Origin of the sequence: Devosia algicola, from assembly GCF_028816455.1 — a bacterium.
Taxonomy (GTDB): Bacteria; Pseudomonadota; Alphaproteobacteria; order Rhizobiales; family Devosiaceae; genus Devosia; species Devosia algicola.
Window position 1 is genome coordinate 145,973 of record NZ_CP118246.1, and the last position, 16,428, is coordinate 162,400.

Annotated in this window: 16 protein-coding genes and 2 pseudogenes; 10 read left to right on the top strand and 8 right to left on the bottom strand. The window is 58.5% G+C overall.

The annotated features are described in order from the left end of the window. Positions 1–199: 199 nt before the first annotated feature. The 7 genes and pseudogenes from cysS to cimA all read left to right on the top strand — a co-directional run. Positions 200–1,420, top strand: a pseudogene (gene cysS, locus PSQ19_RS00815) (cysteine--tRNA ligase); the annotation flags it as partial. A 43-nt stretch (positions 1,421–1,463) separates the two neighbouring features. Then, positions 1,464–1,664 (top strand): CysS/YqeB C-terminal domain-containing protein, encoded by a 201-nt coding sequence (locus PSQ19_RS00820; protein WP_282219214.1) that lies wholly within the window; start codon positions 1,464–1,466, stop codon positions 1,662–1,664. 5 nt (positions 1,665–1,669) lie between these two features. Continuing rightward, positions 1,670–2,044: a VOC family protein gene (locus tag PSQ19_RS00825; RefSeq protein ID WP_282220765.1), complete on the top strand. Its 375-nt coding sequence runs from the start codon at positions 1,670–1,672 to the stop codon at positions 2,042–2,044. Continuing rightward, positions 2,031–2,513, top strand: a complete 483-nt coding sequence (locus PSQ19_RS00830; RefSeq protein WP_282219215.1) for a GFA family protein — start codon at positions 2,031–2,033, stop codon at positions 2,511–2,513. The genes PSQ19_RS00825 and PSQ19_RS00830 overlap by 14 nt, the downstream gene beginning before the upstream one ends. After that, positions 2,510–3,469: a prolyl aminopeptidase gene (pip, locus tag PSQ19_RS00835; protein ID WP_282219216.1), complete on the top strand. Its 960-nt coding sequence runs from the start codon at positions 2,510–2,512 to the stop codon at positions 3,467–3,469. The genes PSQ19_RS00830 and pip overlap by 4 nt, the downstream gene beginning before the upstream one ends. Continuing rightward, positions 3,469–3,951 carry a GFA family protein gene (locus PSQ19_RS00840; RefSeq protein WP_282219217.1) on the top strand — a complete coding sequence of 161 codons (483 nt, stop codon included), beginning with the start codon at positions 3,469–3,471 and terminating at the stop codon, positions 3,949–3,951. The genes pip and PSQ19_RS00840 overlap by 1 nt, the downstream gene beginning before the upstream one ends. An 11-nt stretch (positions 3,952–3,962) precedes the next feature. Then, a complete protein-coding gene (cimA, locus tag PSQ19_RS00845) occupies positions 3,963–5,573 on the top strand; it encodes a citramalate synthase (RefSeq protein WP_282219218.1) in 1,611 nt (536 codons plus the stop codon). Positions 5,574–5,575: 2 nt separating this feature from the next. On the opposite strand, the gene PSQ19_RS00850 is transcribed toward cimA, so the two are convergent. Next, positions 5,576–6,775: a hypothetical protein gene (locus PSQ19_RS00850; RefSeq protein WP_282219219.1), complete on the bottom strand. Its 1,200-nt coding sequence runs from the start codon at positions 6,773–6,775 to the stop codon at positions 5,576–5,578. Between the two features lie 450 nt (positions 6,776–7,225). On the opposite strand from PSQ19_RS00850, the gene PSQ19_RS00855 reads away from it, so the two are divergent. The 3 genes and pseudogenes from PSQ19_RS00855 to PSQ19_RS00865 all read left to right on the top strand — a co-directional run bounded on the left by PSQ19_RS00855 (position 7,226) and on the right by PSQ19_RS00865 (position 10,435). Then, complete coding sequence (locus PSQ19_RS00855; protein ID WP_282219220.1) at positions 7,226–8,119, top strand: LysM peptidoglycan-binding domain-containing protein; 894 nt, start codon at positions 7,226–7,228, stop codon at positions 8,117–8,119. A gap of 93 nt (positions 8,120–8,212) precedes the next feature. After that, a complete protein-coding gene (locus PSQ19_RS00860) occupies positions 8,213–8,536 on the top strand; it encodes an ArsR/SmtB family transcription factor (RefSeq protein ID WP_282219221.1) in 324 nt (107 codons plus the stop codon). Next, a pseudogene (locus PSQ19_RS00865) lies at positions 8,536–10,435 on the top strand (ABCB family ABC transporter ATP-binding protein/permease). The gene PSQ19_RS00860 and the pseudogene PSQ19_RS00865 overlap by 1 nt, the downstream one beginning before the upstream one ends. A 495-nt stretch (positions 10,436–10,930) precedes the next feature. Here PSQ19_RS00865 and PSQ19_RS00870 read toward each other — a convergent pair. From PSQ19_RS00870 to PSQ19_RS00900, 7 genes are all read right to left on the bottom strand, one after another. Continuing rightward, the gene (locus tag PSQ19_RS00870) at positions 10,931–11,059 is read right to left on the bottom strand and encodes a hypothetical protein (protein WP_282219222.1); all 129 of its coding nucleotides are present in this window, start codon (positions 11,057–11,059) and stop codon (positions 10,931–10,933) included. A 117-nt stretch (positions 11,060–11,176) separates the two neighbouring features. After that, a complete protein-coding gene (locus PSQ19_RS00875; protein ID WP_282219223.1) occupies positions 11,177–12,292 on the bottom strand; it encodes an efflux RND transporter permease subunit in 1,116 nt (371 codons plus the stop codon). After that, positions 12,273–14,531: an efflux RND transporter permease subunit gene (locus PSQ19_RS00880; RefSeq protein WP_282219224.1), complete on the bottom strand. Its 2,259-nt coding sequence runs from the start codon at positions 14,529–14,531 to the stop codon at positions 12,273–12,275. The genes PSQ19_RS00875 and PSQ19_RS00880 overlap by 20 nt, the downstream gene beginning before the upstream one ends. After that, on the bottom strand, positions 14,528–14,998 hold the full coding sequence (locus PSQ19_RS00885; protein WP_282219225.1) for an efflux RND transporter periplasmic adaptor subunit: 471 nt from the start codon (positions 14,996–14,998) through the stop codon (positions 14,528–14,530). Before PSQ19_RS00885 ends, PSQ19_RS00880 begins: the two co-directional genes overlap by 4 nt. Continuing rightward, positions 14,940–15,233, bottom strand: a complete 294-nt coding sequence (locus PSQ19_RS00890; RefSeq protein ID WP_282220781.1) for an HlyD family secretion protein — start codon at positions 15,231–15,233, stop codon at positions 14,940–14,942. Before PSQ19_RS00890 ends, PSQ19_RS00885 begins: the two co-directional genes overlap by 59 nt. Then, positions 15,202–15,747 (bottom strand): efflux RND transporter periplasmic adaptor subunit, encoded by a 546-nt coding sequence (locus PSQ19_RS00895; protein ID WP_282219226.1) that lies wholly within the window; start codon positions 15,745–15,747, stop codon positions 15,202–15,204. Before PSQ19_RS00895 ends, PSQ19_RS00890 begins: the two co-directional genes overlap by 32 nt. After that, entirely contained in the window at positions 15,686–16,360 is a 675-nt protein-coding gene (locus PSQ19_RS00900) for a PadR family transcriptional regulator (protein WP_282219227.1), read from the bottom strand. Before PSQ19_RS00900 ends, PSQ19_RS00895 begins: the two co-directional genes overlap by 62 nt. Positions 16,361–16,428 lie beyond the last annotated feature (68 nt).

A 16,428-nucleotide genomic window follows, 5' to 3' on the forward strand; every position in this document is an offset into this window, starting at 1 on the left:
ATTACTCAAACGCAAAAAATGCTTGATTTCCGTCGCATCTGCGGTCAATTTCGCCGCAAATGAAAACCGTAAACGCAATCTGCATTATTGGCTGCATTATTAGCTGCTAACCACTTGTTGGCGGCGCGGTTTTCTTCATTCTGAATCACACGACCCGAAGACTCCACCGCCAGTGCATTTCTATGCTCAGGACGCATCCATGACTTCGGCCAAATCTCCAATCAGTCTCTACAATACGCTGACGCGCACCAAGGAGCCCTTGCACCCCTTGGACGAAAACAATGTGCGCATGTATGTCTGCGGGCCGACCGTCTACGATTTTGCCCATATCGGCAATGCCCGCCCGGTCATCGTATTCGACCTGTTGTTTCGGCTATTGCGTCACCATTTTGGCGACGAGCACGTTTCCTATGTGCGCAACATCACCGATGTCGACGACAAGATAAATGCCCGCGCCGCGCGCGACTTTCCCGATATGCCGCTCAACGAGGCGATACGCAAAGTCACCGAAAAAACCGCTGACCGGTTTGTAGCCGACGCAATGGCGTTGGGGTGCCTGGAGCCCACACATCAGCCGCGCGCTACTGACTTCATCGTCCCCCGCAACGACGGCAAGTCGGATATGGTCAGCCTGATCGGCCAATTGATCGACAAGGGCAACGCCTACGAGGCCAATGGCGAGGTATTATTCGATGTAACCTCAATGCCTGATTACGGCAAACTGTCGGGCCGCAATCTTGCTGAGAACCTTGCCGGTGCCCGCATTGCCGTTGATGCCCACAAGAAGAACCCCGCCGATTTTGTGCTCTGGAAACAATCTTCCGCCGATGAACCCGGCTGGGAAAGCCCATGGGGCAGGGGGCGCCCGGGCTGGCACATAGAATGCTCGGCCATGAGCGCCGCTTTTCTGGGCGAAATATTCGACATTCACGGGGGCGGGCTAGACCTGATCTTTCCGCACCACGAAAACGAACTCGCCCAGTCCCGTTGCGCCCACGGCACCCACGCCATGGCCAACATATGGATGCACAACGGCTTTTTGCAGGTCGAAGGGCAGAAAATGTCCAAAAGCCTGGGCAATTTCATCACCATCAATGATCTGCTGGACACCAATAAATTCGGCGGACAAAAATGGCATGGTCGCGTGCTACGTCTGGCGATGCTGACCACGCATTATCGCCAGCCCATCGACTGGACAGCAGATCGGCTCTTTGAATGCCGCTCGATGCTTTACGACTGGAATAAAGCGGTGTTCGAAGCACCATTGCAGCCTGTGCCTGCCGAATTTCTCGCGGCACTCTGCGAGGATTTGAATACCTCGGGCGCCATTACGATCCTGCATGCGTTGGCAAAATCGGTCAATGCCGCCGCCACCGGTCTCGACAAGGTTGAGACCGCGGGAAGGCTGAGAGCAGCACTCGAGCCTATCCGGGCTATATGAAAAACAAAACTCGGATGTCCTATTGCGGCAGGAAGTTCGCGATGGACCCGGCGAGCACGCGGTAACAGAAATGGTCACTGCCCGTCTCAACGCCTTGAACGCCAAGGACTTTTCTACGGCAGATAATATTCGCGACCAACTGACCGAACAGGGCATTGCCCTGATGGACTACAAGGACGCAGACACAGGCGAACGCCGCACCAAATGGGAGATCAAGCGATGACCAGTATTTTCGATCATGTCGGCTTTGTGGTGTCGGATTTCGAGGCAGCCAAATCGTTTTATGGAACGGCACTCGCGCGGCTTGGCATTACGCTTCTGACCGATTTTACCTACAACGAAAATCACCACGCCGGTTTTGGTGTCGACCGACCGGTATTCTGGATCGGTACCGGCAAGACGGTACAAACCTCGTTACATCTGGCTTTTGCAGCCACCAGTCACGCACAGGTCGATGCATTTTACGCCGCCGCTATTGCCGCTGGTGGTCGCGATAATGGCGGGCCCGGCATTCGTGATTTATACCATCCCAACTATTATGGCGCCTTTATCCTCGACGCGGACGGCAATAATATCGAGGCGGTGTGTCATGCCCACGAATAAGCGGGCGAGCCTGTCTGGTGGTTGCCAGTGCGGCGCGGTGCGCTTTGCCGTGCGCCTGTTGGGGCGCGGTTCGATCTGCCATTGCCGTATGTGCCAAAAAGCCTTCGGCGGCTTTTTCGGACCACTGATCACCGCACACGATGCGATCTGGACGCGTGGCACACCAAAATGGTTTCAAAGCTCCAATGCGGCGCGCCGCGCCTTTTGCGGCGATTGCGGTACGCCACTGGCCTATGAAACGCGCTTCGGCTTGGAACTGGCCATTGGTTCATTTGACGAACCGAGCAGCGCCGCGCCCGCCCTTCAGGTCAATATGCACGACAAACTGCCGTTCTTTGATGGACTGACCAGCCTGCCGGTCCGTGCCGCGCAAAGCGATGAATGGGTCGATTTTCTCGCCGGTATTCACTCCAACCAGCATCCCGATCATGACACCGATGATTGGCCTCCAACAAACGAGACGAAATGAACCAGCGCCGCACATATTATCCGGAAATTGAACCCTATGCGTCGGGTCATCTCGACGTTGGCAATGGCCACAGCGTCTATTGGGAGCGAGTCGGCACGCCTGGCGCCAAGCCGGCGGTGTTCCTGCATGGTGGCCCGGGCGGTGGTATCAGTCCCAGCCAGCGGCGGGTATTTGACCCGGCACTCTATGACGTAGTGTTATTTGATCAGCGAGGCTGCGGGTGCTCGACGCCCCATGCGGAACTAGATCACAACACCACTTGGGACCTGGTCGCCGATATCGAAAAATTGCGCGAAATGGTTGGTGTCCAGAGTTGGCTGGTTTTCGGCGGCTCCTGGGGATCAACATTGGCGCTGGCCTATGCTCAAACACATCCCGATCGCACCAGCGAGTTGGTTCTGCGCGGCATATTTACCCTGCGGCGCTCCGAACTCCTTTGGTATTATCAGGAGGGAGCATCGAACATTTTCCCCGACAAGTGGGAAGGCTTTGTCGCTCCGATCCCGGTGTCAGAACGCGATGACCTGATGGGCGCCTACCGCAAGCGCCTGGTGTCGGATAATAAGGCAGTGCAACTCGAAGCAGCCAAGGCCTGGGCCAAATGGGAAGGCGAAACGCTGACTCTTCTGCCGGACCCTTCCGTCAGTGATGCCTTTTATGATGGCCACTACGCGCTGGCGTTCGCGCGCATCGAAAATCATTATTTTGTCCATGCCGGCTGGATGGATGAGGGCCAACTCATTCGCGACGCTCACAAGCTTGCCGATATTCCAGCCGTGATCGTTCAGGGACGTTACGATGTGTGCACACCCGCCATTACCGCCTGGGCACTCCACCGCGCCTGGCCGGAGGCTGAGTTTCATGTCGTAGACGATGCCGGTCACGCCTTGAGCCAGCCGGGTATTTTGCACCACCTGATAGAGGCAACGGATCGTTTCGCCGGAAAGGATATCTAATGGACCAGCCAGTGAGCGGCGGCTGCCAATGTGGCGCCATACGTTATCGCTTTACCCAGCCGCCCAGCCACGCCCATATCTGTCATTGCCGCATGTGCCAAAAGGCATTTGGCAGCTTTTATGCGCCACTGGTCGGTGGGCTCAAAACGACGTTTGAGTTTACGCGCGGCACACTGAGCGTCTTCAAGTCGTCAGACCAGGTCGAGCGCGGCTTCTGCGCAGCCTGCGGCACTCCACTGACCCTGGGCGACATCGGCGGCAAATATATCTCGGTGTCCATTGGCTCGCTTGATCACCCGGAGGATTTTCCGCCCGTCGACCAGCACGGAACCGAAAGCCGCCTGAGTTACACCAATGGCCTGGGATCACTACCGGAACAACCGACAACGGAAATGCAGGATCCCGCGGGTACCGCACGCATTCTCGCCAGCAACCACCAGCATCCAGACTATGACACGGCCAGTTGGCCACAGCAGAAATAGAGCAAATCGGCATGACCAGAGAACGCCTTTATATCTTCGACACCACCCTCAGAGACGGCGCACAGACGGCAGGGATCGAGTTTTCGCTGGAAGACAAGATTTCCATTGTCGGGCTGCTTGAACGCCTGGGTGTCGACTATATTGAAGGCGGTTATCCCGGTGCCAATCCGATCGACACCGAATTTTTTACCGAGAAACGCACCAAAAACGCGCGCTTTACTGCCTTTGGCATGACCAAGCGAGCCGGGCGCTCTGCTGCCAATGACCCCGGCGTGCAGGGGCTACTCAATTCCAGCGCGGAAGCCACCTGCTTTGTCGCCAAGGCGTGGGACCAACAGGTGCAAACTGCGCTTGAAATCTCACCCGAGGAAAATCTTGCCAACCTGGTTGATACCGTCAGGGCATCGGTTGCCGCCAACAAGGAAACGATGATCGATTGCGAGCATTTCTTTGATGGGTTCAAGGCCAACCCCGACTATGCCTTGGCCTGTGTGGTGGGTGCCATCGAAGCGGGCGCGCGCTGGGTGGTCCTTTGCGACACCAATGGCGGCACTATGCCATCCGAAATCGACGACATCGTCAGTAAAGTCGTGGCCGTGGTGCCGGGCGATAAAATCGGCATCCATGCCCATGATGACACCGGACAGGCGGTCGCCAACACATTGGCGGCGGTCGAGGCGGGTGCGCGCCAGATTCAGGGCACACTCAACGGTATCGGCGAACGGTGTGGCAACGCCAATCTGATAACCCTCATTCCCACGCTGGCGCTCAAGCCAGTGTTTGCCGAGCGGTTTACGCTGGGTATCAGCGCCGAACAGCTTGCCAGTCTGACACAGATTTCGCGCGCCTTTGACGACCGCTTGAACCGTGCACCGGAGCGCCAAAGCCCCTATGTCGGTGCATCTGCTTTCGTCACCAAGGCGGGCATCCACGCATCGGCGCTGGCCAAGGATTTTTCCAGCTATGAGCATGTCCAGCCCGAGAGCGTTGGCAATGAGCGCGCCATTCTGGTGAGCCAGCAGGCCGGAAAATCCAACCTGATGACTGCCTTGGCGCGCCACGGCATCGCTATTGAGAAGGACGATCCACGCCTGAATACGCTCCTCGCCAACGTCAAGGATCGCGAATCACGTGGCTATTCTTACGACGGTGCCGACGCCTCTTTCGCGCTTCTGGCGCGCCGGGTGCTTGGCACGCTGCCACATTTTTTTACTGTCACCAGCTTCCGTGCCAGTGTCGAACAGCGTGTCGATGGTGCTGGCGCGCTCGATGCATTGACCGAAGCGGTGGTCAAGATCCGTATCGACGACGAAGTATTAATGTCGGTTGCCGAAGGCAATGGCCCGGTCAATGCTTTGGATTTGGCGCTACGCAAGGATCTTGGAAAGTATTCGGACCTAATTGGCGACATGGAACTGGTCGACTTTAAGGTGCGGATCCTCAACGGCGGCACGGGCGCGGTCACTCGTGTGCTGGTAGAAAGTCGGGATGGCAGCGGCGAGCGCTGGTACACAATCGGGGTCTCGCCCAATATCATTGATGCTTCGTTTGAGGCACTGTATGAATCCATTACATATAAGCTGTTGAAAACTGCGGCGGCACAGTCAACAACAGCCGCTTAAACTTAATCTGGCAGCGCACCCACCTCGGGCGCGTCGCCCCATTTTGCCCGGGAGGCAACACTGGCCGATTCCGCACCGAAACAACCCCTGGCGCTCACCATCGGTGCGGCTGCGGTTACCCTGCTCATTGTCATTGGCGTTCTGACCGGCCCGACAGTTGTGAACTGCTTTAACAGTCCGGACGGCATGGGGCTGTGTTTGCGCGCCCATATGCCCGGCGTGCCGGTCGCCGTGACCGAGACCGCCGCGCTACCGGACCAAACGGCACCGGACACGCCAACCGATACGACAATCGGTGACACCGACCAGAGCGTGACTCCGCCAGATGCGGGCGAGGCGACCGCTTCGTCACCGGCAGAGGTCGCGACAGCAAATCCTGCCGAACCGGCGCCGACAGCAGAACCCAAGGTTCCAAATGATCTGATTGCCGCGACCTTTGGCTTGTTGCGTGCTGAACCAGATGGGTCAGTGGTTATCGCCGGGTCAGGAACGCCAAAGTCCGAAATCGAAGTTTTTGCCAATGGCGACCTGTTGGGTAAAACCACCGTTGAATCCAGCGGTGACTGGGTTTTGGTTCCCGACGCGCCACTGCCGGCAGGTGGTGTTGAAATCACGCTGGGCGAGACTGGCAAGACCGCTCTTGCCGACAAATCATTTGTGGTTGTGATCAATCCTGACAAGCAAACCGAACCTTTGGTTGTGGCAAGTGCACCGGGCGAGGCAAGCGACATCCTGCAAGGCCTGACGAGGCCAGCACCCGTCCAAACCGCCACCGCCGAAACGGCGACGACGCAACCACCCGCGGCAGATGCCCCCGCGACCGCACCGGCTCCGACGCCAGCAGATACAGCACCAGCCGTGGAAGCTGAACCCGCAACAACCGCTGAAACGGCGCCACCCGCTGAAACTGCGACGCCAACAGAGACTGCGCCACCCCCAGAAACGGCAACGCCAACTGAACCAGCGGTAACCGCTGAAACGTCGGCACCCGCCCAATCCGCAACGCCGACACCGAGTGCGACGGCTGAGGCATCAGCCGCCACCGACACCGTTACCGACACCACCGCTGCGCCAGCAACAGCATCGGCGGTCGAGTCAGTTGCTCCTGCAGTCGAGGCAGCCACACCGACGCCATCCGTGCCCAATGCTGACAATCCTGCCACCAATAGTGAGCAAAACCCACCATCAGGCGATAATACCACGGCGCCGACCGGGGGGATACGACACCTGCCGATACGCAGATCCAGGTCGCAACTGCAGAACCCGAGACCGCACCGGCACCCGAGACGTCAGCTCAACCGACCCTCACGGCACCTGCCGAAGCACCTGCTCCGGCCGTACCCCAGCCCACTCCGCAGGTTGAATCAGCGACGGCACCGGCGGCGGCACCATCGCTCGATCAGCCAGCAGCGCCAGCCGCACCAGCCGCCGTTGCGACCACGTCAACAGCGCCGGAAGCACCTCCGGTTTCGACAACGCCCAAAGCGGTCGCTGATGTCCAACCCACGATTGACGCGATCGAAATCGACGGTGACAAATCCTTTATTGCCGGTGGTGGCCCCGATGGCGCCACGGTCCGGCTCTATGTTGATGATCAGTATATCGCCGACGCCACCGTTGCTGATGGCCGCTGGCTTGTTGAGGCGGGCAAGGTGCTGACCAAGCCGAGCCAGCGCATTCGCATTGACGTACTGAAATCTGGCTCTGCCGACGTCACCGCCCGCGCCGAGGTCAATTTCGAGGTTCAATTGCCCGCAGCAGTCGAGCCGCCCGTTGCCATCGCGTCAGCTGATCAGCCAGCACCAGACGCGCCCACAACGCAAGACAACCAGGCACCTGTAGCGGTGGAACCGACGCAGCAGCCTGCGCCAAGCGCCACACCAGCGCCTGAATTGGCGACGCCAACGCCCCCAGCGGTCGAGACACCAGCGACAGCGCCACAGCCGGCGGTTGCACCTGAAGCAGCGCCGGTAACGCCCACCGTAACGGCAGAGGTGCCGGCACAAGCCGAAAATAGCATGGCCCCGCCGACAACCGCCCCAGTGAGCGAACCCGCCACCGCGCCAACGCCAGAGGTTGCGGCGACAGCACCCCAACAGGCCAAGCCACAAGCCACGATAGCGGCGACGACACCGGAACCGGTAGTACCCGCAGCCAGTGATGCGGACAATAGCAGCGCATCCGCATCCGTACCGGCCACGACTCCGCCCGAGCCGGTGGAGACCGCAACGGCATCCAAACCGGCCACGGTTTCTGAGTCCATGGCGACGGCGACTGCTGCGCCAGAAGCATCATCAACAACCATCGCCGAACCTGAGGTGCCAACCCTGATTGGGACTGCCGTCGGTGATCCCGAAAACCTTCGTTTCGCGTCGGGCAAGGCGATCATTCGGCGCGGAGACAATCTCTGGACCATCGCCCGCCGCGTCTATGGCGCCGGGATCAAATACACCACCATCTATGACGCCAATACCGATCAGATCCGTGACCCGAATATGATTTATCCGGGTCAAGTGTTTGAATTGCCCAAGACACAAGCGCAATAGCCGATTATCAGCCCCGCCAAGCGGTGGGGCTGATAGGGCTTGCAGGTTGCCTCACCTTCTTTTATCGTAATGTACCGATAAAAGAAGATAGCCATGCGTGACGACGACATTGCAACCGCCATGCGAGCCTTGGGGCACCCCGTGCGCCTCAATATTTTGCGCATTCTTGCAACTCAGCAGCAATCTCCGTGTTGTTGCTCCGATGTTACCGTGTCGCTGCCCCTGGCGCAGTCCACAGTATCCCAGCACATCAAGGTGCTATTCGACGCGGGTCTGATCGAGCGCAAGTCTCGCGGCACCCGCAACTGCTATACCATTCGGCACGACCGGCTCGCTGATCTGGGTGCTGCCTATACCGGCTTGCTGGCCGGATTGGCCGGTGGGCCGATCAAAGAACTGGAAATGGACCCAGTCTGATGACAGGTAAAATCGACGGGACTAAAAAGCCGACAGTGAGCGCGGACGAAGGCTCTGTGCTTTCTACGGTCAAAAACCTCTGGTCCTATATGTGGCCCGAGGGCAGGCCGGACCTGCGCTTGCGTGTGGTTCTGGCCATTGGCGCCCTACTGGTTTCAAAAGTTGCCACCACGCTTATTCCTTTTGCCTACAAGGGCATTATCGACAGTCTTGACGTTGCCGCGCCTGACAGTGCCCTGGTGCTGGGGCTGGCGGTACCGATTATATTAGTGATTGCCTATGGGGTGGGTAACATTGTTGACGCTGGTTTCCAGCAGTTGCGCGACGTGCTGTTTGCCAGCGTCGGCCAGAATGCCGTGCGCAAGCTGGCATTCCGCACTTTCAATCACATGCACCGGCTGTCACTGCGCTTCCATCTGGCGCGCCGGACCGGCGGGCTGAGCCGGGTCATCGAACGCGGCACCAAGGGCATTGAGACCATCGTACGTTTCACCATGCTCAACATTGCGCCCACCATTGTCGAGTTCTGCATCGTGGCGGTTATTTTCGTCACCATGTTCGGCATTACCTATCTGGGCGTGCTGATCCTGATGATCTGGGGCTATCTCTATTTCACCATCAAGGCTTCCAACTGGCGCATCGGCATCCGGCGCGACATGAATGAAAGCGACACCGATGCCAATTCCAAGGCCATCGACAGCCTGTTGAACTTCGAGACCGTCAAATATTTTGCCAATGAGAACATGGAAGCCAAGCGCTTCGATCATGCCATGTCCGGCTATGAGCGTTCTGCCATCCGCATCTGGACATCGCTGGGATTTCTCAATTTCGGCCAGGCGGTAATTTTTTATGGTGGCTTTGTCGTCATTGGCGTGCTGGCCGTCACCGGCGTCATGAACAAGACACTGACATTGGGCGACTTCGTGCTGCTCAATACCTTCCTGATGCAGCATCTACCGGCCACTCAATTTCATCGGTTTCGTTTATCGTGAATTGCGCCAGGGGCTGACCGACATCGAGGAAATGTTCAAACTACTCGATCAGAGCCCCGAGATCGAGGACAAGCCTACCGCCAAGCCCCTGGAAGTCAGCGGGCCGGTTATTCGCTTCAATGACGTCAAGTTCCACTATGATCCCGACCGCGAAATTCTCAAGGGCGTGAGCTTTGAAGTGCCCGCTGGCAAAACCGTCGCCATTGTTGGCCCGACCGGGGCTGGAAAATCGACGATCTCGCGGTTGCTCTATCGGTTTTATGATGTCACCGAGGGCTCCATCACCATCGATGGGCAGGATTTGCGCGACGTGACGCAGAATTCGCTGCGGGCCACCATCGGCATGGTGCCGCAGGACACCGTGCTGTTCAACGATTCCATTGGCTATAATGTCGAATATGGTCGGCCCGGCGCCAGCCAGGAGGAAATCCATGATGCCGCCAAAATGGCGCAGGTAGGTGAATTCATCGAGAGCCTGCCCAAGGGTTATGACACCCCGGTCGGCGAACGTGGACTGAAGCTGTCTGGTGGCGAAAAGCAACGCGTCGCCATTGCCCGCACCATTCTCAAGGGTCCCTCCATTCTGATCCTCGATGAAGCCACCTCGGCGCTCGACACCAAGACCGAACGCGACATTCAGTCGGCGCTCGACGCCGTTTCGGCCAATCGCACCACTGTGGTCATTGCGCACCGGCTGTCGACGGTCATCAAGGCCGACGAGATTTTGGTACTGCGCGACGGCCACATCGCCGAACGCGGGCGCCACGACGAGTTGCTGGCCAAGGACGGGCTATACGCCCAGATGTGGAACCGTCAGCGCGAGGCCACGGAGGCCGAGGAGCAGTTGCTGCGCACCGCCAACGATCCGGACGGCTTCGTCAAGCGCGGCATGCCTGCGGCGGAGTAGGACCGACGGCTACATGGCATGCATAGGCGCGCCGACGCGCGCCGACGTTGAAAATATAGCGAACCTCGGGCGAGACAAGCCCCAGAAACTAGCTAGAGAAACGAGGCTTGCCACGCCCGAGGTGACCGGAGTTTTTGACCTATTCCGCAAGGGTCCGGGACAATAAAGGACTGCCCGTCACCGCTTGGCCCCCGTTTTGGCCCACTGGCCGCATCAAGCGAACCGTGAGCCGAGCCAGTCTTGACGAAGAAAACAGTCCCCGTCGCGGCATTTTAAGACAGCTGCCTACCCCGAGACAGCCAACCCGTTGCGGCTTGGCCCGAACCGGAGCGACCCCCGATCCACCAGCCTCGCCCCCTCATCACTCGTCATGACCACGCAAGAGGGGGCGACCCAATTAGTATGGCGGTGTTTTGGCGGGCAGGGGATAAGTTCTGCCACTAGCGGGTTGGGGGTCAGTCCACCTGCAGAACAATCTCGCCGGTAGGGGATTTTTCACCGACACTCTTCTGGGCGATCCCGATGTCGCGCAAGGGGATAGGTTTCGGCGACGGGCGGCGCCAACGCTTCAGGTCCACCATGCCCCGTTAGAACGATGCCGCTCATGCGGTCAGCTAAACTCACGTGATTCTCCATGCCGGTCGGGCCAAACGGGCCGCCGTCCGAATTTTCTACTTGGCTAAAAAGCAAAAGGCCCGCATCGCTGCGGGCCTTCAGTGACCTGAATTTGGTCTGTTCGGTCTATTCGGCCGCTTCGGGGCGACTGACGACCGTAACGCCGTTCTTCTCGTTTTCAACGAGCCCGACATCCTTTGGTGCAGTGATGTCCTTGGACACGATGTAGCGCTGTGCGCTATCGGTATCGCCCGGCACCTCCAACGCCATGCCATCGAACCCGGCGGGCGCCGCGGTCTGGCGACGACGGAACGGGCTGGCGATCAACTGGCCAAACCCGGCCATCCGAGCCCAGACCCACTTGATCTGGCCCCACAAGACGTTTGGCGCCACCACCATCACCGGCACCATGATCAGGGTCAAAGCCGTCGAAATGAACAGGCCCGACACCAGCGCCGCCGACAAATGGATGAACCACGATCCGGCAATGCCGCCAACAACGATCTCGCGACGAATGAAGTCAAATTCGACATTCATGGCCATCGGGATGACCCCAAGACCGGTCACTGTTGCGGTGAGCAACACCGGACGCACGCGCTGGGCGGCCGTGATCAGCATGGCCTTGACTGGCTCGACATCCTCGTCGCGATGATAGTGGTTATAGGTATCGATCAAAACGATGCCGTTCTTCACCACGATCCCCGCCAGAGCAACAATGCCCAGCCCGGTCATGATCGCCGAAAAGCTCATGCCGGTCACCAGCATGCCCGTAAGCACGCCCGCCAGCGACATGATCACCGTCGATAACGTGACCAGCACCTGATAAAAGCTATTGTACTCCAGCAGCAGCACAAAGAAGATCAGGAACATCGCCGCCCCGAACGCCTGCACAATGAACGCGTTCGTGTCATCAACCTGCTCGGCAGCACCGCCATAAACGATTTTGACGCTTTCAGGCCATGTCTGGGTGTCCTGCCATGCCTTGATCTGCTTGATCTTTTCGTCACTGGCGAGGCCCGGTTCCAGATTGGCGGCAACAGTCATTGCATAGACGCCATTGCGCCGCTGGATATTGGCAACCTTCGGTACGGCCTTGCGGTGAATGAAGTTCGAAACCGGCACAAGCCCTTGGGCGGTAACGACGCGCAGTGAATCGAGTGCATTGAAGGTGCGCTCATCCTCAGGTAGCCGAACTCGAATATCAAGCTCGTCGCCGCCATCTTCAGGACGATAACTCCCCAATTTGACGCCGGAGGTGACCAACTGCACATAGGGGCTGAGCCTCGCGCACGCCGATGCCGTATTTGGCAGCTTCCACCCGATCAATGGTGATCTGCCAGTCGATGCCGGGGGAGGGGCGACCATCTTCGACGTCGATTGTACCCTCAACGTCATTTTCGACATAGTCGCGCAGCTTGGCAACAGCTGGGGCAAGGTCGTCATAGACATTGCCTTCAACCCGCAGATTGATCGCCTTGCCGGCCGGGGGGCCGTTTTCCTGCGCAGCGATCTGCACGTCAAGTCCGGAAATCGGCGCGACCCGCTTGCGGATTTCGGTAAAGATTTCCTCTGCCTTGACCCGTTCGGTGTAGTTGACCAGTTGCAGATTGAACGAACCAATTGTGTCGGGCGGCGCGCTGCCACCAAAGCCGCCCTGGCCGCCAAATGTCATGATCACGTCCTGGATGCCCTGGACCTGCAGCAACTGGTTTTCGACTTCCACCAGCATGTCGCGGATTTCGACCGGCGAATAATTGCCGCGGGCGATCACATTCACCGTACCGAACTCGGGCTCGGAGGCGGGAAACGCCTCGGTGCCGGTCGGGTTTGAAATATAGGCGAAAAACATCAACCCCACGATGGTGAAGCCCACACCCAGCGTCAGCAGCGGCTGATGCATCAGATGCGCCATAGTGCGCACATAGATGCCGGTCAGTCCCTTGACCTTCTTGGGGTCGAACTTGTCGGCATACATGACGATGTCAGCGGCCTCGCGGGCCTTTTCATCAACATGAGTGGAGGCGATGATCGCGCCGATAATGGGCATGAAAATCAATGCTGAAACCAGCGAGGCAATCATGACCACGATTACGATGATCGGCAAATAACTCATGAACTTGCCGATGATACCGGGCCAGAATAGTAGCGGTATGAACGCACCAAGCGTCGTGAACGTCGCCGAAACCACTGGCACGAACATTTTCTTGGCGGCCATGATGAAGGCTTCCCGCTTGGGCACGCCTTCCTGAAGTTTTCGCTCCGCATATTCGACCACCACAATCGGGTCGTCCACCAGCACGCCAACCGCCAGCACCAGGCCGAACATGATCATCATATTGATGGTCATGCCGAGCATCTGCACCACCAGAAACGCGATCATGAACGAAATCGGGATCGACATGCCGATCATCAGGGCAGGGCGCACACCAAGGGTGGCAACGCAGGTGATCATCACCAGCGCAACAGCTGTCAAAACAGCCGCTTCAAGCGAGCGGAACAGATTTTTGGTTGTGTCTGCCTGATCGATCAGGAAACTGTGCTGAATGCCAGTTGGCCAGGCCGAGGTAAAATCGGTGGTCGTCTTGCGCACCGTATCGGAAACATCGATGACATTGGTGCCCAATTTCTTGATCACGCCCAAGGTAATGGCTGGCTGGCCATTGACGTGTGAATACTGCGTTGCGTCCTCGAATGTGCGCGTGATGGTGGCAACATCGCCAAAGGTCACGACGGTGTCGCCGCTGGTCTTGAGGGGCAGCGAATAGACGTCCTGTGCACTCTTGATCAGGCCTGGCACCTCGACATTGAACGAGCCCTGGCCGGTATCGAGCGTGCCGCCCGGGACAACCATATTGTTCTTGGCCAGTGCGTCGAACAATTGTGATGCTGTCAGTCCATAGGCCTCAAGACGGTTGAGATCGATGGTCACCTCGAGCATTTCATCGCGCGATCCCGAAATGGTCACGCTTTGAACGTCGTTGATCCCTTCCAGCTCGGTCTGAAGATCCTTGGCGCGCTGCACCAGTTCACGTTCAGGCACATTGCCATAGACCGCCACCGAAATGGATGGGGTGTCGGTGAAGGAAATTTCGTTGACCGTTGGGGCCTTGGCGTCGTCCGGCAGGTCGGCGCTGGCGCCATCCATCTTGGCGCGAATGTCCGACAGCGCCTGGTCCTTGTCGGTATTGACGTTGAACTCCAGAAATACCGAGGCATGCCCGGTCGTGGAGGTCGTTGTATAGTTTTCCAGCCCGTCAAGATCCTTGATACGGTCTTCGATGGGCTTGGCCAAAAGCTGCTCGGCATCACGCGGCGACACGCCGGTCTGGGAGACCGAAATGTAAAAATAGGGAATATCGATGGCCGGAAAGCTTTCCTTGGGCAGCGCCGTGTAGGCGCCGAAGCCGGCAAGCAGCAGCAGCGCCATCACCGTCAGCACGACTCGTGGCATGCGCAGGACGCGGTCGAGTATGTTCATCATAGTGCGGCACTCTCGGGAACGTTGGTAGCGGCAACTGATTGGCCGTCAGTGACATATTCCTGACCAATGACGATGACATCGACCTTGGCAGGCAAGCCCAGAACCCACACGCCTTCGCGCGTATCGCTGGCGATCTGGACGGGATAGAACTTGACCTTGTCCTGTTCAACCGCCCGAACCCCGAGCACGCCATCATCATTGAGTGTCAGGACCGACTGGGGCAACAAATGTGCTGGAGCGCTGCCCATATCGACAGTGGCGGTAGCGGTGATGCCGTCTCGGATCGCCCCATTGGGATTTGGAAATTCGATCTCGACCGGAAATGACCGCGTCGCCGAATCTGCCGTCGAGGAAATGTAGGTTACCTTGCCCTCGACACTCTGATCGGTCACCGTGGTGATCTTGGCCTCAAGTCCGGTCTTGGCCAATCCGATACGCGCCTCGGGCACCTGACCGACAAAGACCATCGGATCGAGCCTGCACGATGCTGGCGCACGGCGCACCCATCGCCAGCATGGACCCTGCGGTCGCCACTGGCTCCTGCACGATGCCGCCAACCTTGGCGACGATTTCGGTGCGATCAAGCTCGGCCTGGGCATTATCAAGACCGGCCTGCGCCGAACTGACGCCGGCTTTGGCCGCTGATAGCGCCACCTCTGGACCGCGACCGCTATTGGAAGCAGCCAGCCCCTTTTTGCGCAACTCCGCATTGGTGTCGAAATCGAGCCTGGGCTTGCACCTGGGAGGCCTTGGCCTGTTCCAGCCCGGCTTTTGCCTGTTCTACAGCCGCAACCCGTGTGCCTTGATCGAGCGTGCAAAGCTTGTCCCCAACGGCAACCCTTTGCCCCTTGGTCACGTGAACCGTGTCAACAATCGCCGCTGTCTGCGCCACCGCCGTCACTGTTGACTTGGCCTGGGTGCGGCCGCGCAAAGGCACCTGAAGCGCCATCGGCTTGACCATATAGGTCACGGTACGCACCGATTGTAGCGGCACGCTTTCGCCTGTGCTGGTGCTGGCAACGCGTTCGGCGATGGTCAGGGCCGGATCAGTTGCCTCATCGCTGTGCGGCGCTTCGGCCAACAGGCCTGCGCCATCAAGTGACTTGGCAATCGGGCCGTCATTCTGACCCTCGATAACGGCAATGAGTGGCTTTTCACCCTTGCCCGGGCCATTGCCGCCAATAACCAGTGTGCCGGTCGACAGCCATACGGCCACGCCAACAATGATCAACCCGGCTACGCCGTATGAAATATATGCTCGCATCAAAGTGCCCCTTTATTCTGCTGCGTCGCGGTCGGCAGCGTCGGTGCGCGCCAAACTGACGAGTTCGTGCATATGGGTGCGCAAATGTTCTTCCGCAACCGCCATTATGGCACGCCCGTAATTGATGACCCATGCGTCTGCCGCAGAGGAGCCTTCGCTCTGCAAGCATCTCGTCAAATTTCTTCTGGTCGGCGATATGTCGGTTCATGTGATCGGTCAGCCGCGCCTCAACCAGTTCCGCCGGTAGCAGATGGGCGAAACGGGCAAATAGCAGGAACGGACTGCGATAGACGTCTTCTTCGAGAGGGGCTTGAAGAGCCTGAACAAACTCGGCGCGCCCCGCATCGGTGATCGAATAGACCTTGCGCGAGGGCTTGCCCTCCTGTGGCTCTACCCGGCTGGTCACCATCCCCTCTTCGTCAAGCCTGGCCAAGGCCGGATAGATCGAGCCGAAACTGGCCTCCACAAAGTAGGCACATTCGCCCTCTACCGACAGGCGCCGAATCTCATAGCCCGTGGCGTCGCCGTCATAAAGGATCGACAGGCATAGCGTTCTGACGTTCATATTGACGTCCCTAGAAGTTGATATGGTGGTTGGACATATATCGGGTCTATATATGCTCGTGCGGAACG

Excerpts from the sequence above, each read along its gene's own strand:
- PSQ19_RS00885 (WP_282219225.1), bottom strand. The coding sequence starts at position 14,998 with ATGGTCTTTGTCGGTCAGGTGCCCGAGGCGCGTATCGGATTGGCCAAG.
- PSQ19_RS00830 (WP_282219215.1), top strand. The coding sequence starts at position 2,031 with ATGCCCACGAATAAGCGGGCGAGCCTGTCTGGTGGTTGCCAGTGCGGC.
- PSQ19_RS00860 (WP_282219221.1), top strand. The coding sequence starts at position 8,213 with ATGCGTGACGACGACATTGCAACCGCCATGCGAGCCTTGGGGCACCCC.
- pip (WP_282219216.1), top strand. The coding sequence starts at position 2,510 with ATGAACCAGCGCCGCACATATTATCCGGAAATTGAACCCTATGCGTCG.
- PSQ19_RS00840 (WP_282219217.1), top strand. The coding sequence starts at position 3,469 with ATGGACCAGCCAGTGAGCGGCGGCTGCCAATGTGGCGCCATACGTTAT.
- PSQ19_RS00880 (WP_282219224.1), bottom strand. The coding sequence starts at position 14,531 with ATGATGAACATACTCGACCGCGTCCTGCGCATGCCACGAGTCGTGCTG.
- cimA (WP_282219218.1), top strand. The coding sequence starts at position 3,963 with ATGACCAGAGAACGCCTTTATATCTTCGACACCACCCTCAGAGACGGC.
- PSQ19_RS00900 (WP_282219227.1), bottom strand. The coding sequence starts at position 16,360 with ATGAACGTCAGAACGCTATGCCTGTCGATCCTTTATGACGGCGACGCC.